Genomic DNA, 22,884 nt, shown 5'->3' with positions numbered 1-22,884 from the left:
AATGGAGAAATTGCAATAGCACAGGATAAGTCGCAGCGTATCAATGAGCAGATAACAGCACCGCAGGTGCGACTCATTGGCGCGGAGGGAGAGCAGGTTGGTGTCGTGGCAGTCGCGGAAGCGCTGCGTATGGCGGACGAAGCGGAGCTGGATCTGGTGGAGATCGCCCCATTGGCGGAACCGCCCGTGTGCCGGGTCATGGATTTCGGCAAGTTCAAATATGCCGAAAGCAAGAAACAGCACGAAGCCAAGCTCAAACAGAAACAGGTCCAGATCAAGGAAATCAAGTTTCGCCCGGGTACGGACGAAGGCGACTACAACATCAAGTTGCGCAACCTGATCAAATTCCTTGAGGACGGCGACAAAACCAAGATCACCTTGCGTTTCCGCGGTCGCGAGATGGCGCACCAGGAGATTGGCATGAAGCTGATCGAGCGCATCAAGGCCGATCTGGACGAGCATGGGACTGTGGAGCAGTTTCCCAAGATGGAAGGCCGGCAGATGGTGATGGTGATCGGCCCGAAGAAGAAATAGGTTTACGTCGCAGCGGAGCAAGGGACTTGCCGTTGCGGTGGTAGTGAAAAGAGTCCCAGACAAGTGGTTCCGGGTTTTCAAGCGTTCCTGTCAGGGACCTCCCGGCGTCATCAAATAAATGGAGTCGTTATGCCAAAGATGAAAACCAAGAGCGGTGCGAAAAAACGCTTCAGCGTTCGCGCCGGTGGCAGCATCAAGCGCGGTCAAGCGTTCAAGCGCCACATCCTCACCAAGAAGACCACCAAGAACAAGCGCCAGCTGCGCGGGTCCACTGGTGTCCATGAAACCAACACGGCGTCCGTTCGCGCCATGATGCCCTACGCATAAGGAGTCAACATGCCAAGAGTTAAACGTGGTGTAACGGCGCGTGCGCGCCATAAGAAAGTCCTGAACCTGGCCAAGGGTTACCGCGGTCGTCGCAATAGCGTCTATCGCATCGCCAAGGAAGCGGTGATGAAGGCAGGGCAATATGCTTACCGTGACCGTCGTCAGAGGAAGCGTCAGTTCCGTACCCTGTGGATCGCGCGTATCAATGCGGCTGCTCGTGAGCAAGGCATGGCATATAGCGTGTTCATGAACGGGCTGAAGAAGGCTGCGATCGAGATCGATCGCAAGGTGCTGGCCGATCTGGCCGTGTTCGACAAGGCTGCGTTCGCGCAGATCGTCGCACAAGCCAAAGCCGGCCTCGGCGCATAAGTATTGCGCAATATAAAAAAGGAGGCGTCATGCCTCCTTTTTTTGTTTCAAAACTAGACGATGCAAGAACTACAAAAAATTCTCGATGAAGCGCTGCAGAGTTTTGCGGCGATAGAAGATGCAGCCGAGCTGGAGAACGCCAAGGCGCGTTATCTCGGCAAGGAAGGCAGCTTGACCGGCCTGCTGAAGGGCTTGGGCAAACTTTCCGCCGAGGAACGTCCGGCAGCCGGCGCGCGCATCAACCAGGTCAAGCAGCAGATCGAGGCGGCTTTGCAGGCCCAGCGCGAAGCCATCCAGAACCGTGCGCTGCATGCCAGGCTGGCGGCCGAATCCCTGGATGTGACATTGCCTGGACGAGGCACTGGCGTGGGCGGATTGCATCCGGTCACGCGCACCCTGGATCGCATCGAAACGCTGTTTCATTCCATCGGCTACGCCGTTGCGGAAGGCCCTGAGATCGAAAACGATTTCTACAATTTCACCGCGCTGAACATCCCCGCCGACCATCCGGCACGCGCCATGCACGACACCTTCTATATCGACGAACAGCACGTGCTGCGCACGCACACCTCGCCGATCCAGATCCGCTACATGCAAGCGCATATGGAAAAGTACAAGCATCTGGAAACGATGCCGGACATTCGTATCATCGCGCCGGGGCGGGTATATCGCGTGGATTCCGATGCCACCCATTCCCCCATGTTCCATCAGGTGGAAGGCCTGTGGGTAGGGGAGAAGGTCAGCTTCGCCGACCTGAAAGGCGTAATCGCCGATTTCCTGCAGAACTATTTCGAGACCGAAGACATGCAAGTGCGCTTCCGACCCTCGTTCTTCCCGTTCACCGAGCCTTCGGCCGAGATGGACATGAGCTGGAAAGGCGGCTGGCTGGAGATCGGCGGCTGCGGTATGGTGCATCCTAACGTGCTCAAGCATGTCGGCATCGACAGCGAGAAATACATCGGCTTCGCCTTCGGCATGGGCGTGGAGCGTCTGGCCATGCTGCGTTATGGCGTGAATGATCTCAGGTTGTTCTTCGAGAACGACCTGCAATTCCTCAAGCAGTTTAATTAACTATGCAATTCTCTGAATCCTGGTTGCGTACCTTCGTGAATCCTTCGCTCTCGAGCGAAGAGCTGTCGCATCTGTTGACCATGGCCGGGCTGGAAGTGGAGGAAATGTCGCCTGTTGCGCCTGCCTTCGAGAAGGTGGTCGTGGGGCAGGTGCTGACCAAAGACAAACATCCCGATGCGGATCGCCTGAACGTCCTGACGGTAGACGTCGGACAAGCTGAACCACTGAACATCGTGTGCGGCGCTGGGAATGTAACCGTGGGCATGAAGGCGCCTTGTGCGCTGGTCGGCGCGAAGCTGCCCGGTATCGAGATCAAGCAGGCCAAGGTACGCGGCGTCGCTTCTTTCGGCATGATGTGCTCGGAGAAGGAACTCGGTCTGGCGGAACAAAGCGACGGGTTGATGGTGCTGGCAGCCGATGCAGTTGTTGGGCAAAGCATACGAGAACATCTCGATCTCGATGACCGCCTGATCACCCTCAAGCTCACGCCGAACCGCAGCGATTGCCTGTCGCTGAACGGTATTGCGCGCGAGGTGGCTGCGCTGACAGGCGCTTCCCTGCACAGCGTTCCGCAGGCGTCGATCAAACAAGCAGGCGGTCAAAGCCGCGAGGTCAAGCTGACTGCTGCAGCAGCCTGTCCGCGTTACACGGGGCGCGTGATTTCCGGGGTGAACGCCAAGGCTGTTACGCCAGCATGGATGGTCCGACGCCTGCAGCGCTGCGGCCTGCGCAGCATCAGCGCGCTGGTGGATGTGACGAATTATGTGCTGCTGGAACTTGGGCAGCCGCTGCACGCCTTTGACCTGAATAAACTGGATGGCGACATCGAGGTGCGTTTCGCACGCGGCGGCGAGCAACTGAAGCTGCTGAACGAGCAGACAGTGGAACTGCAGGAAGACATGCTGGTGATTGCCGACGGTAACGGACCGGTGGCGCTGGCTGGCGTGATGGGCGGTGCTGACAGCGCAGTGGGCGAGGCAACCAGCGATATTTTCCTCGAAAGCGCGTTCTTTGTACCCAATGTGATCGTCGGCAAATCCCGCCTTCTCGGTTTCGGTTCCGATTCTGCCTACCGTTTCGAGCGCGGCGTAGATTTTGCAGCCACACAGGCGGCACTGGACCGTGCCACGCAATTGATCATCGACATCTGCGGCGGGCAGGCCGGTACGGTCACGGAAGTGTTGGGCGAGTTGCCGAAGCGCCTGCCTGTGAAGCTGCGTACCTCGCGCGTGCACCGGGTGCTGGGTGTGGCGCTGCAAGCAGATGCCATCGCCCCGATATTGTCCAAGCTAGGTATGGTTTTCCAGCAAAAAGGCGATGAATTTTCAGTGACGCCGCCAAGCTACCGCTTCGATATTTCCATCGAAGAGGATCTGATCGAAGAAGTGGCGCGTGTCCATGGTTACGAAAACATCCAGCCTGTGCCGATACAGGCGCGCATGAGCATCTTGCCGCAGGTAGAGGCACAGCGCCCTCTGGCGAGATTGCGCCAGGCCATGGTGTTGCGCGACTACCAGGAAACCATCAACTACGCCTTCGTGGAAGCCGCGTGGGAGCGCGACTTGTGCGGCAATGCCGCGCCCATTGCTCTGAAAAACCCCATTGCCAGCCAGATGAGCGTGATGCGCAGCAGCCTGCTGGGTGGTTTGCTGGCCGCATTGCGCGCCAATCTGGCGCGCAGGCACCCGCGCGTGCGCTTGTTCGAGATCGGCGGTTGCTTTACCGCCGAGGCAGGCAGCTATGAACAGCACGAACGCTTGGCCGGATTGGCCTATGGTGGTGCTGTATCCGAGCAATGGGGAGAGCCGGCACGCAGTGTGGATTTCTTCGATGTGAAGGGCGATGTGGAAGCCTTGTTCGCGCCGCGCAAATTGGGATTCCAGGCAGCATCGCATCCGGCATCCCATCCGGGCCGCTCTGCCCGCATTCTGCTGGACGGCAGGCCTGTCGGCTGGATCGGTGAATTGCATCCGCAATGGCAGCAGCAAAACGACTTGCCGCAGGCCGTTGTCTGGTTCGAGATCGAATTGGCTGCCTTGACTCAAGGTACAGTGCCGCACCTGGCTGTCATATCCCGCTTCCCGCCAGTACGCCGCGATCTGGCTGTCCTGGTGGACGAGGGCATGTCCGTTCAGGTCCTGCTGGATGCGATGCAGGCTGAAAAAGTGCCGGGTGTGGCCGAATTGGACCTGTTTGACGTGTATCGCGGAAAAGGAGTGGAGCAGGGCAAAAAAAGCCTTGCATTCCGTGTGTTATTGCAAGATACTCAAAAAACTTTGACTGATAACGAGATTGAAGAAAAAGTGGCTCGTCTGGTTGCGGTAATGTTGAACCAAGGCGCGCAGTTGCGAGCATAAGAGGGGAATATGACAACACTGACCAAGGCGGAACTCGCCGATCTGCTGTTTGAAAAAGTGGGCTTGAACAAGCGCGAAGCAAAAGACATGGTGGAAGCGTTCTTTGAGGAAATCAGGATGCAACTGGAACAGGGGGAAAGCGTCAAGCTTTCGGGTTTCGGCAATTTCCAGTTGCGCGACAAACCCCAGCGCCCCGGCCGCAATCCCAAAACCGGCGAAGAGATTCCGATCACCGCCCGCCGCGTGGTCACCTTTCATCCCAGCCAGAAACTCAAGAGCATGGTAGAAAAGACCTATCATGGAACACCACGTAACTAATTCCGAACTGCCGCCCATCCCGGCGAAACGCTACTTCACCATCGGCGAAGTCAGCGAATTATGCGGGGTGAAGGCGCATGTGTTGCGTTATTGGGAGCAGGAATTTACCCAACTCAAGCCGGTGAAACGCGGCGGCAACCGTCGTTACTACCAGCATCACGAAGTTCTGCTCATCCGCCGTATCCGGCAGTTGCTCTACGAGGAAGGTTTCACCATCAGCGGTGCACGCAGTCGTCTGGATCAGCACGCGATCAATCAGGAAGAGCGCAGCGCGAACATTCCTGGTGAATTCAACATGAGCTCGTTCAAGCGGGAATTGCGCGAAATCATCACACTGTTGCACGCCTAACGGCAAAAAATCAACAAAACTGCTTCAAGTAACGAACTTAGCTCTGCTATAATTCGCGCCCTCGGGGCGTAGCGCAGCCTGGTAGCGTACTTGCATGGGGTGCAAGGGGTCGGGAGTTCGAATCTCCCCGCCCCGACCAGTAGTAACAAGGACTTGCAACAGAAATGTTGCAAGTCTTTTTTATTTTGATCAGCGCGCTTTGAAGATACACACACCTCTCTGGTAACAAACATTGATTAATTCGCCAGTGCGGTTCTTATCGCCATTTGCGATTCCTCAACGCGAGGTAATTACATCGTATTCCACTTGGTGCAATATCCGTTGGGCGATATCTCGTCGTCATCGGGAATAACCTTGCACTTGCCCGGGTCCTGGCTACTCTTCCCCGCGATAAATTCAAGGCAGGTGTTGCAACTCATATTGTCTTTGGGCGAATTCTGGTATTTCAGCTGCGCACGCACGGTCGCGTTCGTCTGCGCGCTGGCCTGTCTGGGAATAACGACAAGCGGTATCAGTGCCAAGGCGATGCTGGCTGATTTCAGAAAATTTCGTCGTGTCATATCTGTGTTCATGCGGACTCCTTGCGATTCGCTTAACCGCGATGCGGTGTCGCCATAAGTGATGAAAGCAGGCGGCTCGTTCTGTCAGTTGCTCGTATCGATTCTACGACTGCTGTATGTCGCAGGCCAGTGCTGCTGCATTCATGGAATACATGCCAGCATGGTTATGCATGATCGCCCCGGATGGATTGCAAATCATTTCAGGCCGAATTTGTTTGTCCAGGAGGCCAACTATTCGTTAAATATTAATTAATATAAATTAACCATAATCCCAATATAATTTTTGGGGGCACTCGAAGAAGTACAACCAGATCGGCCATGTTCCGTACGCAGCAGCGATCAACGGGCGCGCCGTCAGCCAAACCTTGAGGTGATCGCCATGCAAGGATTGACCAGTAGCGAGGCACAGCAGCGGCAATTGCAGTATGGACCGAATGCCGTTGCAGAAGAGCGGGCCAATCCCTGGCTATCCTTCCTGAAGAAATTATGGGCACCCGTTCCATGGATGCTCGAAGTGACGATTGTGCTGCAGCTTGCACTGGGAAAACTGGATGAAGCCGCCATCATCGCCGCCTTGCTTGTATTCAATGCCATCCTCAGTTTTATCCACGAGAACCGCGCCAACAATGCGTTGACGCTGTTGAAAGGTCGTCTGGAAATCCAGGTGCGCGTACTGCGTGACCGGGTCTGGCAAAAAATCCCGGCACGTGAGCTGGTTCCGGGAGATGTGGTGCATCTGCGTATGGGTGATCTGGTACCGGCGGATGTCCGCCTGATGGAAGGGCAGATTCTGCTCGACCAGTCATCGCTCACCGGCGAGGCAATGCCCATCGAAGCCATGGCCGGAAAGACTGCCTATGCCGGCGTGATCGTGAAACGCGGGGAGGCCTCGGGAGAGGTCACTGCGATTGGCGCACATACCTATTTCGGCAAGACCGCAGAACTGGTGCGGAATGCCCGCACCACGAGCCATCTGGAAAATCTCATCTTCACCATCATCAAATATCTGGTGGCGCTGGACTTGGCTCTTGTTGCCGCCTTGCTGCTCTATACCCTGGCAAGCAACATCCCGATCACCGAAGTCATTCCGTTCGCCCTGATTCTGCTGGTGGCTTCGGTGCCGATTGCATTGCCGGCCACCTACACACTTGCAACTGCGCTGGGATCGCTGGAACTGGCCAAGAACGGCGTACTGGTTACGCGGCTATCTGCCATCGAGGAAGCCGCATCCATGGATGTGCTGGCGAGCGACAAGACTGGCACCATTACCCAGAACAAGCTGGCGCTTGAGGTGCTTTATCCCTATTCGCCATACACGACTCCGCAGTTGCTGCACCTGGCGGCACTGGCCTGCGACGACGCTACCCAAGATCCCATCGATATGGCGATCATCGAGGCTGCCCGGTCTCAAGGTCAGCTCGCCGATGTTCCGCGCAGATTGCACTTCGTGCCATTCGATCCGGAAACCAAACGTTCCGAAGCGCTGTTCGACCTGGATACGGGTAAGCTGAGAGTGATCAAGGGAGCGCCGCGCGTGGTTGCGGCACTGGTTCAGGGCAATGTGCAGATCGCCCAGGATGTCGAGCGGCTGGGGGCAGATGGTTCGCGCATGCTGGCCATTGCTGTGGAGACAAGCGACAGGGCGTTGCATGTTGCCGGACTGATCGGCCTGCAGGATCCGCCGCGCGAGGATTCACGGGCCCTGATCCAGGACCTGCATGATCTGGGGGTGCGCGTAGTCATGGTTTCGGGCGATGGACCGGCGACCGCACGTGCCATCGCCGGACAAGTCGGCATCGGACAACGTGTGTGCCCGCCTGAAAACCTGCGCGAAGAGATCCGGCGGAATGTGCTGGACTACGATGTATTTGCGCGGGTACTGCCGGAGGACAAGTATGCGCTGGTCCAGTCGCTACAACAGGCCGGCCATGTGGTCGGCATGAGCGGCGATGGCGTCAATGATGCACCCGCGCTTAAACAGGCCGAAGTGGGGATCGCGGTAGCCAATGCCACCGATGTTGCCAAGGCTGCAGCCAGCCTTGTACTCACCAATCCCGGCCTGTCCGATGTGCGGGCAGCGGTGGAGACCAGCCGGCGCATCTACCAGCGCATGCTGACCTATACCCTGAACAAGATCATCAAGACGCTGGAGATCGCGATCTTCCTGAGCCTGGGGGTGATGCTGACCGGCGTGTTCGTCATTACGCCGATGCTGATCGTCCTGTTGCTGTTCACCAATGACTTCGTGACCATGTCCATCGCCACGGATAATGTGGCCTATTCGAACAAGCCGGAACGCTGGGATGTGCCCAAGCTGATGCTGACGGCTGGTATCTTGGCCGGTTTTGTGCTGATCCTGTCCTTCAGCGTATTCTTTGCCGGCCGCGACTGGCTGCATCTTCCCTTGCCGCAATTGCAGACGCTGGTGTTCGTGATGCTTGCCTTCACCGGGCAAGGCAACGTGTACCTGGTACGCGAACGCCGGCACTTCTGGCAGTCGGCACCAAGCCGCTGGTTATTGCGGGCGTCGATTCTGGACATTGTTGTGGTCGGCATACTGGCCAGCCAGGGCATCCTGATGGCACCGATCCCGCTCGCTTTGGTCGCTGGAGTCCTGATCCTGGTACTCGGCTATTTGCTGATCATGGACTTCGCCAAGATCCGGATATTCAGGGCTATCGGTTTGTGACACCGGGCACAGGTTCCTGCACTGGCCCGGCTTTTCCTAGTTGACGTTGGCAATACAGGGCGAGACGAACAGGTGGCCTTGCCAGCCGCCATGAAGGGTGCGCGCAGCGACCAGCAGCCACATTACCGCGAGCACGATGCATAAAAATGTCCCGAAGATCGAAAAAGCCACGATGCCGAGTTGCGTTCCCAGCTTGAGTGTCGCGACAGTGTAGACCCCCAGCGGGAAAGTATAGCCCCACCATCCCAGGTTGAACGGAATCCCGGCGCGGAAGTGGCGGAACGTGATGAGGCTGGCAAGCAGCAGCCACCAGAGACCGGCTCCCCAGAGCAGTATGCCGGCAATCAGGCCGATGCCGGCCGCAATCGTCCCGATGCCGGCCATGCCATGCGCAGCCAGGATGGCGGGGGCATCCGCACCCAGCACCAGCATGCCGAGCGCGCCGGTTCCGAGAGGGCCCAGCGGCAACCAGCTCGATGCGGCCATGCTTTCCGGCGGTAACTTGTGCAATGCCATGCGCAGGATCAATATCGTGATGATGCCAAGCGCGACCGGAACGGAATAGGCCCACAGCACATAACTGGTGACGAGCATGATGAACTGATTGCCCGGGTCGCCCAGGTAGGGGGCAATCAGGCCACCGCTTGCTGCTGCAACTTCGGCCGCTACGATAGGCAGCAGCCATACTGCCGTCATCTTGTCCATGCGGTGTTCCTGACGCGTGAACATGAAGTAGGGCAGGAGCACGCCGCAGACGATAGATAAGGCGACGTCGAACCACCATAGTATCTGGGCGACGTCGATCATTCCGTTGCCCCAACGCGGCAGGCCGAACACGATAAAGCCATTGATGATCGTTGCCAATCCCATTGGGATGGTACCGATGAACATCGACACGATGTTATGGCTGAAAATGCGTTTGGCTTCCTGCCAGAACATGATCCAGCGGGCAGCGTAAAGCAGCGTGAACAGGCTGAACAAGCCGATATTGAATAACCACAACCATTCACCCATGGTCCGCATTGTCTGGCCTGCGCCCGGCACTTGAGGCAGTGCGAGCGCCAGGATGCCGGTCCCCATGGTGGAGGCGAACCAGTTGGGCGTGAACTGGCGGATCATCTCGCGCGGGCTTTCGAGTTGCGAGAGCGGGTTGAGATGGGCAGAAAGCGGCATAGCGGGCTTGGAGCTCATGAATCGTATTCCTTTATCAAATCGAGTAATGCATCTGCCGCCTTGCTGCGGTAGCGTTCCTTGTGGTGCATGGCGAAGAAGGGACGTGCCGGCAGTTCGAAGGGCATGGCGTGCAGGACGCCTGTCTTCAAGGCTCGTGCAACCACCAGCGCAGACAGAACGGCAACCCCGGCCCCGGATTCGACTGCTGTGCGTACGGATTCATTCGATGGCAAGGTCAGGGCAACGTCGAGACTGTCCGGATCCAGGCCGCGACCACGCAATGCCTCCGCAAAGGTCGAGCGCGTACCCGAACCCGATTCGCGCATGATCCAGCGTGCCGTCTTCAGCCATTCGTTATCGATCTGTGCGACCGGCTTGCAGCCGACCAGCAGTAATTGATCGTGCGCAATCGGCCAATGCGATATCGCAGCATCTTCGATCACGCCTTCGACGAAACCCAGCTCGGCGCTTCCGGCAGTGACACTGTGTATCGCTTGCTCCGTGTTGGCGATGGCAAGTTCTATCATGATCTGGGGGTGGCGCTCGTGGAAGCTGGCCAGGTGTCGAGGCAGCCAGTAGCCGGCGATCGTCTGGCTTGCAACCATGCGCAGTGTGCCGCGTTTCAACCCGCCGAATTCGGATAACACCAGTTCGGCACTGGCAGACCGGCCCAATACAGCCCGCGCTTCATCCAGGAAGATGCGGCCGACATCGGTAAGTTCGATCCTGCGTCCAATGCGATGGAATAAAACGACTCCATGCCGTTTTTCGAGGGCGGCGATGGCTGCGCTCGCGGCTGATTGAGTCACATTAAGCGCAACCGCCGCCTTGGTCATGTGTTCGCGTTCGGCGACGCCGACGAATATCCGCAATTGTTCCAGAGTCATTCTCGACCTCAATAATCAGACGCTAATATGCTCGAATATGATTAATTTATCAAATGAATTGTAGCGATTAAATCAATTATCAATTTCGATTGATTTGATTGCTGTCGCCGCGAGGATGGCGAGTGAGCCAGAAGCGATTATCGTTGTATCATTTAATACATAACGATGTAGCTAATGCGACAAAATATCAGATTTAAATTGATGAATATAAAGCTTTTTAATTTGGAACGTAAATTGACAAAGCATCGTTGCAGGTACAAAACATGCATTTCAAAAACGAAATCAGGAGATAACGATGCTCAAAATCGAATTGACGAAGATCTTGGCAGGTATGGCGGCATTAACTTTGATAGTAATAGTTGCACCAGTTCGGGCTGATGAGACCGCAATGGTCCCCGCCGCAAGTCAAACCGATCCCGAATTGCAGGTCACTCTATCTGACGCAATGCCGGACAAGAACGGTCATGCCAAAACGCCGGCAGGAGTCTATGCGGTGAACATGTCGGCAATGTCATCAAGCAATGTGCGGCCTGTCATGCGGCATATCGTCTTAATTAAATCGCCGGCACGATGTGCCGGCCTTATAGCTGCACTGAACCGCCAATCAAATGATGGATGGCAGAGCGAAAGGGATTACATGCGTCTATCGTCGTTATAATCCAGTTCGAGGTTCGGTACACATGCCGGAATCCCCTGGCGGAGTTTGTCGCGATGTGCAGGCATACCATCCGACAGGTGTGATCAGTTGAAATATCGAGGTGTAAAAGTATGATGAAAATCCAAAGTTCCTCTGCGGTTCCGGCTTGCGACGAAAGCGAGATCTATGAACAGTTATTGCCGCTCAAGGGTGCCGAAGTGCTTGAGCTTGGATGCGGCAAAGCCGAGAAGACGTTAAAAATCGCGCAGGCAGGGCCGGTGAAGAAGATCGTGGCGCTGGAAGTGGACGCAATCCAGCATGCAGAGAATCTGCGCCGCAGTGTGCCTGCAAACGTCAGATTCGAGTCAGGCGGGGCGCAGGCGATCCCGGCTGAGGGCGAGTCCTTTGATATCGTACTAATGTTCAAGTCGCTGCACCATGTACCTGTCGAATCGATGGATACGGCCATGCATGAAATATGCCGTGTGTTGAAGCGAGGCGGGCTGGCCTATTTTTCCGAACCGGTATTTGCGGGAGACTTTAACGAGATACTGCGGCTGTTCCATGACGAACGGATGGTGCGCGAAGCTGCATTTGCTGCCGTGACAAACGCTGTCGCATCAGGGCAATTTGCACTGGTAAGCCAGACATTCTTTTCAGCGCCGGTTCATTTTGAAAGCTTTTCACAGTTCGAAGAGAATGTCTTGCGTGTGACGCATACGCGGCATCAGCTTTCGCCCGATATGTACCGGCAGGTGCAGCAAGGATTCATGCGCCATATGACCGATGAGGGCGCAAGATTCGAGATGCCGATGCGGGTCGATTTGCTGCGCAAGAACGGGTAAGTTCGATGGCCTGAAAAACAAAAGCCCTGGAAGCCAGGGCTTTTGTGTGTTCCGGGACGGGAATTTACTTCAGTTTCTCGATGCCCAGCATCTTGAGGATGCTACCTTCATAGAACGGTTCGGAATTGCCTTTCTTCATTTTGCGGATGAAGTATTTCTCGAACGCGACCTTGGCGAGGTGCACCCATTTTCCTTCGGAGAACCAGTTCACGTTGCGGGGAGGAATTTGCGGAATTGCCACGAAGGCCACACCGCTTTCGCCGAAGTCGGCCAGACATACGGCGTTCCACGTTGCTTCAGTATCTGCCGGGGTTCCTTCCAGATCGGCATGGATGTTATGCACGGTGGCAGTCACCATGGATTCGATCATATAGCCCGTCTTGGGGGTGCCGCATGGAACCGGGGTGGCTTCCACCGGAGGAATGGCGACGCACACGCCGACTGCGAACACGTTCTTGTATTTCGGATTGCGCTGATGCTTGTCGACAATGATGAAGCCGCGAGGATTGGTCAGGCCTTCGATGCCAAACACTGCATCCACGCCCTTGAAGGCGGGCAGCATCATGCTGTAGCTGAACGGAAGCTCATGCTTCTTCTTTTCTGCGCCCATGTCGTCATGCTCGGTGACATACATCTTGCCGGCCTCGATCTTGGTGACTTTGGCATTGCAGATCCATTTGATGTGCTTGTCGCGCATGCCGGATTCCAGGATGCCGTTCGAATCGCCCACGCCACCCAGGCCAAGATGCCCGATGTATGGCTCGGAAGTCACGAAGGTCATCGGCACTTTGTCGCGAATCTTGCGCTTGCGCAGGTCGGTTTCCATGATGAATGCGTATTCGTAGGCCGGCCCGAAACAGGATGCTCCTTGTACTGCTCCGACTACGATGGGGCCTGGCTTCTTGCAGAAGTCATCCCAGACCTCATGAGATTTCATTGCGTGATCGACGTGGCACACGGAGTAGGTATGGCCTCCGTGCGGTCCCAAGCCTTCGACTTCTTCAAAAGCGAGTTTGGGGCCGGTGGCGATCACCAGGTAATCATAATCGATGCTCTTGCCGTCATTCAGTTCCAGCTGATTCTTGTCGGGATGGACACGTTTCACGCCAGTCGAGATGAATTCGATACCCTTGCGCTCCAGATAGCTGCGCACCGGGAACTCGATCTGCTTGCGGTCGCGCCATTTCACCCCGACCCAGGGATTGGAGGGCACGAAGTGGAAATTCTCGCTGTTGGAGACGACCGTGACCTGGTGCTTCTTGTCCAATTTGTCCCGCATCTCGTATGCGGCCGGCATGCCGCCGAGACCCGCTCCCATAATGACGATGTGTGCCATGATTTCTCCTTTTTATAAATCGATTGAAGGAACGAATTCCTGATTCATCTACTGCCTTGCTGCTTGGATCCAACCGGTTTGCTCGATGTTGAAATATCGTTTTCCTCTGGCGTTCCTTGTTCCTTGGCGAACAGCACGGCAGCCTTGACCCGCGACGACAGGTTCAGCTTGTTGAGAATGTGGCGCACATGCTGTTTTACCGTGTCATAACTGATCGACAAGGTAAGCGCGATGGCCTTATTGCTTTCCCCGCGGGAAAGCAATTGCAGGATCTCACGCTCTCGTTCGGTCAGCAGCTTGAGCGAGTTCCGGGGTTCTTGCCCGGATTGGTCGCCGCGGAGCATGTCGATCATCTTGACTGTCATGGTCGGGGCAACGACGAGTTCACCTGCAGCAACACGACGAATGGCATCCACCACTTCTTCCGGAGCCATGTCCTTGAGCAGATAGCCACGCACCCCGGCACGAATGGCATTGCCAAGATCCACTTCCGAATCACTCATGGTCAGCAGGACGGCGGGGACATTGCATCCTTCCTTGCGCAACTGCTCAATCATGGCCAGGCCATCCATCGGTTTCATGCGCAGATCCATCACCAGCAAATCAGGCTGCTCTTTGAGCAACTGGCGAAGTTCTTCGATGGTTCCGACTGCACCGAGCACGTTGAAGCCGTAACAGCGCGACAGCAATTCACTGAGTCCGCGCCGACACAGGCTCTGGTCGTCCACCAGTACGATTTTCAGTTCATCAGGCATGTACAGCTCTCCTATTCGTCCCCGGTTCAGGGAAGAATAATTGTACGCATGTTCCCAGCCCTTTGGTACTTTCGACTTTGATCTCTCCACCAATGCGTTGCGAGCGTTCGCGCATGATGATGATCCCATAATGGCCCTCTACGGGAGAGAACGTCCCGATACCGTTGTCTTCCACGGTAAAAACGTAGTAACCGCACAGATGATCGACGATCAGGCGGGCGTGGCTGGCATTGGAATGCTTGGCAATGTTGGAAAGTGCCTCGCGTACGATGTGGTAAGCCTGTATCTCATGTTCGAGGGGCAGGTCGAGGTCGGCAACGCGGATGGAGCAATCGAGCACGATGTTGTGCTGTTTGCGGAATTGCTCGCTCAGTGTTTGCAATGCCTGCAATAAGCCTGCAGGGTCCATCTCGCTGCGAAAATCGGTGATCAGCGTACGGACCGCTTTCTGGCCGATCTCCAGGGCTTCATCGATATCGCGCGTATATTTTGTCGCCATGACTTCATTGTTGTTGCGTATCGCGTCGCTCAACAGGGTGGTGTTCATGCGTGCGTAGTTGAGGGTTTGCGCCAGAGAATCGTGGATCTCGTTGGCGATCGACTGCCGCTCCATCAGCAATTCCTCCCGCTTGGCTTCACGGGTCGCCTTGATGTGCTCGAGCAGGGTGGCAAGCAGGTCGGAGAAACTGACCGCCATCGCGGAAGCGTGGCCGGAAGTCGATTGCGGGGTGTCGAAGAAGAGGGTGAAAACGCCGAGCATGACTCCGGGGGTATTGCGGCTTTCCAGCGGAATGGAAATGGCGGAACGGAACTGCCGGTGTGGCCGGTCGCTGTGCCTGGTTTTGCAGGTGTCGACTTCGGAAGAGCAGAGGCCATGCTTGAACGCGTCTTTGCCGCAATCTTCGCAATCCAGTTCGACGATACGTTCAGCCTCCAGCTCTTCGCCGGTCAATCCGACCGCGCTGATGACTTGCAGGGTCTGTTCGTCGGGGAGCAGGACGCGCACTACACAGGCCTTGGCTTTGATGAAGCTGGTGGCCGTTTCAAGGAAAGTGTTCAGCAGGGTTTTTAGATCATTGCTGCGCGATGAAGCGAATTCCTGCTCCACGCAGGTATCCAGTCCGCCGTTTCTGCCCGGCAGCACGAATTCGGGATCGCGCGTCCAATAGAACGCTCCATTGGGATCGGATTCGTCAATTGACTTAATCTTTCTGCTCATGATCCTGGCCTTCAGTGAATGGCAATAATGTCTGGTAAATCTCTCGACTACTGCTGAAAAAACATGCACCTAAACTGCCCCAATACCGTTGCATAGAGTATGCCGCTTTCCTTCCAATATCAATAAATCAGCAAGGGATTTTAATGCATTAGCCCATCAGGGTTATGATCCCACCCACCCTATGAGGTTATAGACGCTGCGTACGCTAATTATGCCTAATGCCACGCAATCGCCGCGATACACGCTAAGGGTATGAAGATCTGCATCGTTTCAGACAGTCATGACCACTCCAGCCCCCTCGCGGAGGCGATTGTGGAGGCGCAGTCTTCCGGGGCTCAGGCCGTCATCCACTGCGGCGATCTCATCGGCGCCAACACCCTGCGTGCTTCCCTTAAGCTGGGCCTTCCTATTCATGCCGTGCACGGCAATAACATCGGCGACATTGCTGCGTTATACCGCATGATGGCGAAATCCGCTGGTTTGTTCATTTACCATGGTCAGGAGGCTACGCTGGAACTCGGCGGACGCAAGATATTCGTCACTCATATGCCGCACCACGGCCAAGCCTTCGCTTGTACCGGAAACTATGACCTGGTTTGCCATGGGCACAGCCATACGGCCCATATCGGGATGCAGGCCAACGTCAATGGTGGAAAAAGCTGGCTGGTCAATCCTGGTTCGGTCGCCGGCATCGACGCGCCCGGTGTGCAGGCCGCTCCTACCTGGATATTGGGCGATCTTGAGCACATGCATTTTGAAATACGAACCCTGCAACAAGACGGGTCAGAGGCTTGACTGAGTCCATCCATCGCAGCCAATCAGGCCATCCTGAACATCGGCAGTGGCATGACGACAGCGCTGCAAGCTGTAGAAAGTTGCAAACAAGTGATTACGGCCGAGCGCAATACCAGACTGGCCGGTCGTACCGACTGTCATTACGTTCTTCGCCTGGAGGCGCCATCCCACCTATGGGCTGGAGGCCAATCTGAGATCACCAAGAAGCAGGACACAAAGTTCGCATTCCCAGTGGAGTACCATATCCCATCGCTTCATTGATACGCATTGCCTATGGCGACTCTGCCAAACAGGCCGGGCAGATTTTCCAGCCGAAGCAGCCAAAAGACATTGTGGGTCTGCAGGAAACACTGGTTTCATCAAACTCGATTAAGATAACCGCAGGGTTATAATTGTTCTGTTCCGATTTGATCAAGAAGGAGAGCGGTAATGCAACATTTCGAGCCCAAAGAAGCATACGAATTCCTGCAAGCCAATCCGGAAGCGGTATTCATCGATGTTCGCAGTGAAATGGAATATATGTTCGTTGGACATCCACGGGGTTCCATCCTTATTCCATGGGTGGATGGACCGGACTGGGAAATCAATCCGCTATTCGTCGCTCATGTGCGCAAGGCAGCCAGTGTTAATCGCCCTATCGTACTCATTTGCCGTTCTGGACGCCGTTCCGCCGATGCCGGCCTGGCGCTGGAAAATGCAGGCCTGAAAGACATCTACAACGTTACGCATGGTTTCGAAGGTGATCTCGATGACAGTCACCATCGCAATTCCCACAACGGCTGGCGGTTTGATGGGTTGCCTTGGGCGCAGACCTGAAACATGGGGCAGTGCATTTGCCCCTTTTTGCCATACGCTATAATCTCTCGGCCTGTTTACAATCAACTGATGAGGGTAACAACTTGGCATCGAATAAAGCACGCGCCTACTTTGCACTCAGAGGTTATCATTTTGATCCTGATGACATCACACGTCTGCTTGGCATCGAACCTACATCCGTTGACGCATCTGGCGCACGCAGTCCTCTTGATAAACCCGTGATCAGTTCATGGGAGCTATCAACGGAAACGATGACGGACAATATTGACGTTTATAAAATGACGGACGTCATCATCAAGAAGATCGAACCGGCCAAGGAAAAGATACTGCAGGTGATTAAAAGCCACAACTTATCGCCCAGAGTCGGCGTAATACTGGTGCTGTCGACAGATAAAGGCGCAACTCGTCCAGATGTCGGTTTCGGCGCTAGAACTATTCGTTTCCTGGCTGATATTGGCGCTTTTGCCGATGTGGATTGCCAGTTTGCTGAGCATATCTAGGCTTCGCCAGCGCATATGAAAAAGAAAAGCACGCTGTACCAAGCGTGCTTTTCCGAAACCAAATTCCGTCCTGAATTATTCGCGCGGCCTTCGACCATCTTTCAAGTGCCGCGCCGCTGATTGCCTTAAATATATCGTTATGGCCTCTTGGGAGTGGTGTATGGAACTTCCTTCTGATGCGGTTCCCATGTGGTTTCGTAGCCTACAAAAAACTGTCCTGGCTTGATTTCTTTCTGACGCGTGATCACGTGGAATGCGTGGCCATCTGGAACCTTGGGGCGGGTAAAGGGTTTCTTGTCATCACTCATGATCCTATCTCCTTGCTGGTTGAGAACGGGAGGAATTTTACTCTGGTTGCCAGTCCCTCCCACCTAACTGGCCGAACTGTACTATCTAGCGCGTGTAATGAGCTTTTTTCGGAATCACATGACGCACGCCTCCTTGGGGATTCTCGACATCACCCAGGTAGCGCGGAATGATGTGGATATGGACATGGAATATACTCTGCCCGGCCGCCGGTCCTATGTTGACGCCGATATTGTAACCATCAGGCTTGAATTCCTCGTCCAGTTGCATGCGCTCCTCGGCGATCAGCTTCATGCAGGCATTGACCTCTTCGGGGGTCAGGTCGAAAAAACTGGCGACATGGCGACGTGGGATAACCAGGGTATGGCCAGGGCTCACCGCATAGGTATCACGCGCACTGAAAGCAAGTTCATGCTGCAGCGATACGCCGCGCGGATCTTTGCAGAACAGGCATGGATTGTTCGGATCCCGCTTTTTTTCTGTCTTTTCTTCAGCCGACAACTTCTGTCCCCCATTCAACAGCTTGCGCTATTCGCAAGCGCCAGCGATCTTGCCTTATCCATTTGCTCCTCACAATGCCTTAAACAGAGTGGCTGGAGAGCATGCGAAAAACATTCGATAATCACTTCAAACTCATCGGCCACTTCTTCTGCAAGCCGAGTATCGTTTGTCAATTCTGCCAGTGCATTCTGTGCTGTCGCCTTGTTTACCCGGCATAGTACCGCCAGATGAATAGGAAGTTGCTGCTCCATACTGACCGTCAAAGCCTTTTCATATGAATTTATCGCTTCTTTCAGTCGATCAGGATTTTCTTCTGATTCGCCGAGATGATGCAAAGCGGCAGCCCGATTATTATGTGTGGCAGTCAGCTCCAATGCGTAATTGTCAGCGTCGAGTACGGCAAGCGCATTTTTATAGGCAACAATGGACTTCTGAAATTGACGGTTGCCTTTGAGCAATGTTCCGTACGTATGCAAAGTAGAACCCAGTTGATGCATGGTGCACATCCATTCTTCCGGAAACTCATCTCGAGTCCAAACCAGCAAAGCGTTGGTATAAGCATCGACGGCGATCTTTAACGGCTTGGTATCGTCAAGCAGCCGCCCCAGCGCCTGGTTGGCCGTGCCCAGGCTGTATTGCGTAGCTGCCCATTCCAATGGTGAAGACTCCTGTTTGAATTCCTCTAATGCACTGCTGAAACACTGGATGGCCTGTTCAAACGATTCAGCATCTCTCCGCTGCTGTCCCTGTGCTGCAAGGATATTCCCCAGATTATTATGGGTCTCAGCCCAGGCGAGAGGTTCCTGATCGCGACGAATATTGGGAGCGGGGCGGGCAGTAGCAGGTGTATCTATCAGCGATAGCTCAAGCGCCTCACGTAAGCTCTCGAAAATCCTTGAACTGAAACGGTGCTGCTCATAATTTCCCCGCGTGTAACGAAAATTGTCCGCTACCGCCACTTGGGTATCCGGTACAGCCGCAGCGGCCATATCTGCGCTCAGCAGGCCTGCTGCGTTCGCTATTGCACGTTTCAGTATCCTGTTTTCAGGATAAATTATGTAGTTTGTCGAGAATTTCATTTTGCCCGGTCGAGTATTTCATTTAAGTCCGGATCTGCGCCGACCGCTCCGCCAAGCTCGATCTCTTCCTCGGTAGCATCGCGTATCGACAAGACCTCCAACGTGAAAGTGACTTCTCTGCCGCAAAGAGGGTTATTGCCGTCGACAGTCAATGTCTTGTCGTCGAATCGGGTAACGATGAAGTTTCGGGGCTCACCCTTTTCATTTTCCATGGTGATAGTCATACCGACCTCGCGATACTCTTCCGGGACGTTTTCTATGCGATCGGTAAATACCAGTGATTCGTCTCTCTCGCCGTATAGCAGCGTGGTATCAATTGGCACATCGATGATGTCGCCTACTTTCTTGCCATATAGTGCCTTGGTTACGGCTTCAGACATCACATCATTCACGCCATGAACATAACCCAACGGATAATCCACAGTAACGAGTATGTCGCCGGTTTTGTTATCGATGACCTTGTAATTCAGTTCAACGAATTTTTCGTCTTCAATGGTATCTGACATATCGAATCTTTATATAAACCTTGTCTAAAATATGGTAGCGCCAAAGATTCTTACCTTGTCTTTTTCATAACCCAACACCAGCCTGCCCAGCCATTCGCCGGCTTTCTTCGAGCTTCTCTGTTTGTATAGCACGGTAACATGTTCACCACGACGTATGATGCCAAGATACTCATAGTCCGGTGACAGGTTCTTTGCCAGTTCACTTCTGGCAAATTGCTTTCCCATTTCAACCTCATTGGCGCCGGCAATCAGAGTGCTCGAAAAATTGCGTGTAAAAGCACCGTAGTTGCCTTCATTCGAGTATTTGACCAAATCCGCCCACATGGGATTTGCGAGCTCCAATATCTCTTCATCTGTCTTATCAATGATATTCATCCAGCCCGCTCCATTAAAAATATTTCACCTGATCATGATCTTTCATGGAAACAATTATTCCACGTTGGCGAAACAGATAAAAAGAGGACCAACAGGAATATGCCGGTCCTCATTCAATACACTGACAAGTTGTTGCAAATAGCTGCATGGGCTCGATTGAACAAAACGGCTAAATCAAGCCTGAAATTGCTTAGTGATGGCTTTCTGGGGGAGCTTTTTCTACATCGCCTACCAAGTGGTAGAGCGGTGCTTTTTCCATCGTGTACTCCCCCGTCTTGGGATCACGGCGGGAAACTGTCAGTACGTGCCAGTTCTCATCATCCAGCTTCATCGCATCACCACGGTAGTAGTAACCCGGCCAGCGCGTCTCCTTACGGAACAGCGTATGCTGGAATACACTTTCGGACGTCAGGAAACGATGCTTCAGCTCCCATGCGCGTAACAACTCGTGTATATCGGAAGCGGCGACTTTTTCCAGATCCTGCCCCAGGATGAACATCTTCTTGAGGCCGATATTCAGGAGCTTGTCGTTGGTCATGTAGTTAACACCAAAACCGCCACAGTACTCATCCATCAGCTTCTGCAAACGATCAAGCCCCTGTCTTGGATTGATGAAGTTGGGATTGACGCTACCCGCAACCACTTCGTTTTTATAAACGCTATAAGTTTCCAGAGGCTTGTAGATCTCTTCTTTACGGCGATTGATCTGAGCGTCAGAAACGCGGATGCCCGCTGCTTTGCCATCATCAATATATTTACAGGCAGCCTTGGCAGCCAGACGACCTTCAGTGAAGGAGCCTGATGAGAATGCGTGAGGTGTACCGCCAGCCGCATCACCCGCACCGAACAGACCTTCAACGGTCGTCATGCGGTTGTAGCCCCAGAAGTATTCTGGCGGAGATACATCTTCCGGCCCGGAAACCCAGGCGCCACAACCGGTAGCGTGCGAACCCATTACGTATGGCTCGGAAGTGGTCAGTTCGGGGTTTTCGTATTTCGGGTCAACGTCGGTGGCAGCCCAAAGTACTGCTTGGCCAACTGTCATGCCCAGGAAGTTGTGCCAGCCGATCTCTTCCAGATGCGGATCCTGGAAGGCTTCCATAGTGACCATGTGAATAGGACCGCGACCCGCATTCACCTCGGAGATGATTGCGTGGTTACGCAGACAGGTCGGAATGGGACGATGAGTACGGTGTGAAACTTCCGGATCCAGGTATTCCTTACCGACCATTTTCTGTAGCTCCGGGAACCACTTGGACTCGTACTCTTCACCGTAGGCATTCTGGGTGTAGGTCTTGAGATGCAGAAAGTAGGCACCTACGGGACCGTAACCATCCTTGAAGCGGGCCAGCACGATGCGGTTTTCCATCTGGGTCATCTTCGCACCCGCCTGGATCATAAGGCCATATGCGGAGCCTGATGACCATGGTGCGTACCAGACCCGGCCGGCACCTTCGCCCACGGATCGCGGCTTGAAGATGTTGGATGCGCCACCGGCACCGCAGATAACGGTCTTGGACTTGAATACGTGGTAGTTGCCCGTGCGGACATTAAAGCCCACGGCACCGGCAACGCGGTTCTCTTTCGACTCATCCATCAGGAGGTGCGTCACGCAGATGCGGTTGAAAACCTTGTCCGCTGACTTCTTGGCCGCTTCTGCAACGATAGGTTTGTAGGATTCACCGTGGATCATGATCTGCCAGCGGCCTTCACGCAGGAACGAACCCTTCTTCTCGTTGCGCATGATGGGGAGACCCCATTCTTCGAAGTTATGCACAGCGGAGTCTACGTGGCGTGCCATGTCGAACAGCAGGTCTTCGCGCACCATGCCCATCAGGTCGATACGCGCATAGCGCACGTGATCTTCGGGATTGTTCTCGCCAAAGCGTGTTCCCATATAGCAGTTGATCGCATACAGGCCCTGTGCGACCGCACCGGAACGCATGATGTTCGCCTTTTCGGCGATGACGATCTTCTTGTCCTGTCCCCAATATCTCGCCTCGAATGCCGCACCCGTACCGCCCAGGCCCGCACCGACAACCAGGATGTCGATATCGTCTTCAATAATTGTCTGGTAGCTCATTAGTATTGCACCCCTTTTTTGATTTCCAGGCCATTGGATTGCAGTGTGTGCAATCCACCGTCATCCATGCGGATATATTTAGGCTCATTGAACAGCAGTTGGCTGTCGCGCATCTCCTTGCTGGGGGCGGGCACCTTTGCGAGGTCCGGTGTCGCCGAGCCCCAGGGTTTGGTCGTGATGGGGGCTAACAACTCCATATCTTTTTTGCCGTTGCGGAACTTGATGCGCCATGCAATGGTGCCTTTTTCCTCATCCCGGATCACTCGTACCGAGTGACCGAGCGGTGCAAAGTCCGCATAACCGCGTACATCAATCGCATGGTGCGGGCAGGCTTTTACACAGGAGTAACATTCCCAGCACATGTTGGGTTCGATGTTGTAAGCGCGTCGAAGGGTTTTGTCGATGTGCATGATGTCGGACGGACAGATGTCAACGCATTCTCCGCAACCATCACAACGAGTCATATATACAAAGGTCGGCATAAGTTACTCCTCTAA

At 54.6% G+C, this 22,884-nt stretch carries 26 protein-coding genes and 1 tRNA gene; 14 read left to right on the top strand and 13 right to left on the bottom strand.

The genetic code is table 11. The features are described from left to right. Positions 1-15: 15 nt before the first annotated feature. From infC to L6418_RS07405, 8 genes are all read left to right on the top strand, one after another. A complete protein-coding gene (infC, locus tag L6418_RS07440) occupies positions 16-534 on the top strand; it encodes a translation initiation factor IF-3 (protein ID WP_237248712.1) in 519 nt (172 codons plus the stop codon). A 129-nt stretch (positions 535-663) separates the two neighbouring features. Further along, on the top strand, positions 664-861 hold the full coding sequence (rpmI, locus tag L6418_RS07435) for a 50S ribosomal protein L35 (RefSeq protein WP_013029864.1): 198 nt from the start codon (positions 664-666) through the stop codon (positions 859-861). Between the two features lie 9 nt (positions 862-870). After that, entirely contained in the window at positions 871-1,230 is a 360-nt protein-coding gene (gene rplT, locus L6418_RS07430; RefSeq protein ID WP_237246293.1) for a 50S ribosomal protein L20, read from the top strand. A 60-nt stretch (positions 1,231-1,290) separates the two neighbouring features. Further along, positions 1,291-2,301, top strand: coding sequence for a phenylalanine--tRNA ligase subunit alpha (gene pheS, locus L6418_RS07425; protein ID WP_237246292.1), 1,011 nt, complete (start codon positions 1,291-1,293; stop codon positions 2,299-2,301). Positions 2,302-2,303: 2 nt separating this feature from the next. Then, positions 2,304-4,658 (top strand): phenylalanine--tRNA ligase subunit beta, encoded by a 2,355-nt coding sequence (gene pheT / locus L6418_RS07420; RefSeq protein WP_237246291.1) that lies wholly within the window; start codon positions 2,304-2,306, stop codon positions 4,656-4,658. Between the two features lie 9 nt (positions 4,659-4,667). Next, positions 4,668-4,976: an integration host factor subunit alpha gene (locus L6418_RS07415; protein WP_237246290.1), complete on the top strand. Its 309-nt coding sequence runs from the start codon at positions 4,668-4,670 to the stop codon at positions 4,974-4,976. After that, positions 4,957-5,325 carry a MerR family transcriptional regulator gene (locus L6418_RS07410; protein WP_237246289.1) on the top strand — a complete coding sequence of 123 codons (369 nt, stop codon included), beginning with the start codon at positions 4,957-4,959 and terminating at the stop codon, positions 5,323-5,325. Before L6418_RS07415 ends, L6418_RS07410 begins: the two co-directional genes overlap by 20 nt. A 62-nt stretch (positions 5,326-5,387) precedes the next feature. Next, a tRNA-Pro gene (locus L6418_RS07405) sits at positions 5,388-5,464 on the top strand. Between the two features lie 151 nt (positions 5,465-5,615). Here the strand turns inward: L6418_RS07405 and L6418_RS07400 are convergent. Next, on the bottom strand, positions 5,616-5,897 hold the full coding sequence (locus L6418_RS07400; RefSeq protein ID WP_237246288.1) for a high-potential iron-sulfur protein: 282 nt from the start codon (positions 5,895-5,897) through the stop codon (positions 5,616-5,618). A 367-nt stretch (positions 5,898-6,264) separates the two neighbouring features. On the opposite strand from L6418_RS07400, the gene L6418_RS07395 reads away from it, so the two are divergent. Further along, the gene (locus L6418_RS07395) at positions 6,265-8,574 is read left to right on the top strand and encodes a plasma-membrane proton-efflux P-type ATPase (protein ID WP_237246287.1); all 2,310 of its coding nucleotides are present in this window, start codon (positions 6,265-6,267) and stop codon (positions 8,572-8,574) included. A 36-nt stretch (positions 8,575-8,610) separates the two neighbouring features. Here L6418_RS07395 and L6418_RS07390 read toward each other — a convergent pair whose 3' ends face one another. Both L6418_RS07390 and L6418_RS07385 read right to left on the bottom strand, forming a co-directional pair. Next, complete coding sequence (locus L6418_RS07390; RefSeq protein ID WP_237246286.1) at positions 8,611-9,765, bottom strand: TDT family transporter; 1,155 nt, start codon at positions 9,763-9,765, stop codon at positions 8,611-8,613. Then, the gene (locus tag L6418_RS07385) at positions 9,762-10,634 is read right to left on the bottom strand and encodes a LysR family transcriptional regulator (protein ID WP_237246285.1); all 873 of its coding nucleotides are present in this window, start codon (positions 10,632-10,634) and stop codon (positions 9,762-9,764) included. Before L6418_RS07385 ends, L6418_RS07390 begins: the two co-directional genes overlap by 4 nt. A 295-nt stretch (positions 10,635-10,929) precedes the next feature. Here L6418_RS07385 and L6418_RS07380 point away from each other — a divergent pair, with 295 nt between their 5' ends. Beyond that, the gene (locus tag L6418_RS07380; protein WP_237246284.1) at positions 10,930-11,292 is read left to right on the top strand and encodes a hypothetical protein; all 363 of its coding nucleotides are present in this window, start codon (positions 10,930-10,932) and stop codon (positions 11,290-11,292) included. Between the two features lie 110 nt (positions 11,293-11,402). Continuing rightward, positions 11,403-12,116: a class I SAM-dependent methyltransferase gene (locus tag L6418_RS07375; protein ID WP_237246283.1), complete on the top strand. Its 714-nt coding sequence runs from the start codon at positions 11,403-11,405 to the stop codon at positions 12,114-12,116. 64 nt (positions 12,117-12,180) lie between these two features. On the opposite strand, the gene L6418_RS07370 is transcribed toward L6418_RS07375, so the two are convergent. The 3 genes from L6418_RS07370 to L6418_RS07360 are packed head-to-tail and all read right to left on the bottom strand — an operon-like array spanning position 12,181 to position 15,426. Further along, positions 12,181-13,452 (bottom strand): NAD(P)/FAD-dependent oxidoreductase, encoded by a 1,272-nt coding sequence (locus L6418_RS07370; protein ID WP_237246282.1) that lies wholly within the window; start codon positions 13,450-13,452, stop codon positions 12,181-12,183. Positions 13,453-13,496: 44 nt separating this feature from the next. Further along, positions 13,497-14,207: a response regulator transcription factor gene (locus L6418_RS07365; RefSeq protein ID WP_237246281.1), complete on the bottom strand. Its 711-nt coding sequence runs from the start codon at positions 14,205-14,207 to the stop codon at positions 13,497-13,499. Next, entirely contained in the window at positions 14,200-15,426 is a 1,227-nt protein-coding gene (locus L6418_RS07360; protein ID WP_237246280.1) for a sensor histidine kinase, read from the bottom strand. The genes L6418_RS07365 and L6418_RS07360 overlap by 8 nt, the downstream gene beginning before the upstream one ends. 252 nt (positions 15,427-15,678) lie before the next feature. Between L6418_RS07360 and L6418_RS07355 the strand changes: the two genes are divergently transcribed. The 3 genes from L6418_RS07355 to L6418_RS07345 all read left to right on the top strand — a co-directional run bounded on the left by L6418_RS07355 (position 15,679) and on the right by L6418_RS07345 (position 17,537). After that, on the top strand, positions 15,679-16,221 hold the full coding sequence (locus L6418_RS07355) for a YfcE family phosphodiesterase (RefSeq protein WP_237246279.1): 543 nt from the start codon (positions 15,679-15,681) through the stop codon (positions 16,219-16,221). A 429-nt stretch (positions 16,222-16,650) separates the two neighbouring features. After that, positions 16,651-17,037 (top strand): rhodanese-like domain-containing protein, encoded by a 387-nt coding sequence (locus L6418_RS07350; protein ID WP_237246278.1) that lies wholly within the window; start codon positions 16,651-16,653, stop codon positions 17,035-17,037. Continuing rightward, positions 17,022-17,537, top strand: a complete 516-nt coding sequence (locus tag L6418_RS07345) for a DUF4279 domain-containing protein (protein WP_237246277.1) — start codon at positions 17,022-17,024, stop codon at positions 17,535-17,537. The genes L6418_RS07350 and L6418_RS07345 overlap by 16 nt, the downstream gene beginning before the upstream one ends. 137 nt (positions 17,538-17,674) lie before the next feature. Here the strand turns inward: L6418_RS07345 and L6418_RS07340 are convergent, their stop codons facing one another. The 7 genes from L6418_RS07340 to aprB form a co-directional block, all read right to left on the bottom strand. After that, a complete protein-coding gene (locus tag L6418_RS07340; RefSeq protein WP_237246276.1) occupies positions 17,675-17,845 on the bottom strand; it encodes a hypothetical protein in 171 nt (56 codons plus the stop codon). Positions 17,846-17,930: 85 nt separating this feature from the next. Continuing rightward, a complete protein-coding gene (locus tag L6418_RS07335) occupies positions 17,931-18,344 on the bottom strand; it encodes an HIT family protein (protein ID WP_237246275.1) in 414 nt (137 codons plus the stop codon). Between the two features lie 14 nt (positions 18,345-18,358). Continuing rightward, entirely contained in the window at positions 18,359-19,423 is a 1,065-nt protein-coding gene (locus L6418_RS07330) for a tetratricopeptide repeat protein (RefSeq protein WP_237246274.1), read from the bottom strand. Then, on the bottom strand, positions 19,420-19,929 hold the full coding sequence (locus L6418_RS07325) for a peptidylprolyl isomerase (protein WP_237246273.1): 510 nt from the start codon (positions 19,927-19,929) through the stop codon (positions 19,420-19,422). Before L6418_RS07325 ends, L6418_RS07330 begins: the two co-directional genes overlap by 4 nt. A 24-nt stretch (positions 19,930-19,953) precedes the next feature. Further along, positions 19,954-20,304: a hypothetical protein gene (locus L6418_RS07320; RefSeq protein ID WP_237246272.1), complete on the bottom strand. Its 351-nt coding sequence runs from the start codon at positions 20,302-20,304 to the stop codon at positions 19,954-19,956. A 190-nt stretch (positions 20,305-20,494) separates the two neighbouring features. Beyond that, positions 20,495-22,387, bottom strand: coding sequence for an adenylyl-sulfate reductase subunit alpha (gene aprA / locus L6418_RS07315; RefSeq protein WP_237246271.1), 1,893 nt, complete (start codon positions 22,385-22,387; stop codon positions 20,495-20,497). Further along, positions 22,387-22,869, bottom strand: coding sequence for an adenylyl-sulfate reductase subunit beta (aprB, locus tag L6418_RS07310; RefSeq protein ID WP_237246270.1), 483 nt, complete (start codon positions 22,867-22,869; stop codon positions 22,387-22,389). Before aprB ends, aprA begins: the two co-directional genes overlap by 1 nt. Between the last annotated feature and the right edge of the window lie 15 nt (positions 22,870-22,884).

This window comes from Sideroxyarcus emersonii (assembly GCF_021654335.1).
Taxonomy (GTDB): Bacteria; Pseudomonadota; Gammaproteobacteria; order Burkholderiales; family Gallionellaceae; genus Sideroxyarcus; species Sideroxyarcus emersonii.
Note: the sequence above shows the minus strand (reverse complement) of the source record. Positions and strands in the feature narration are given on the sequence as shown.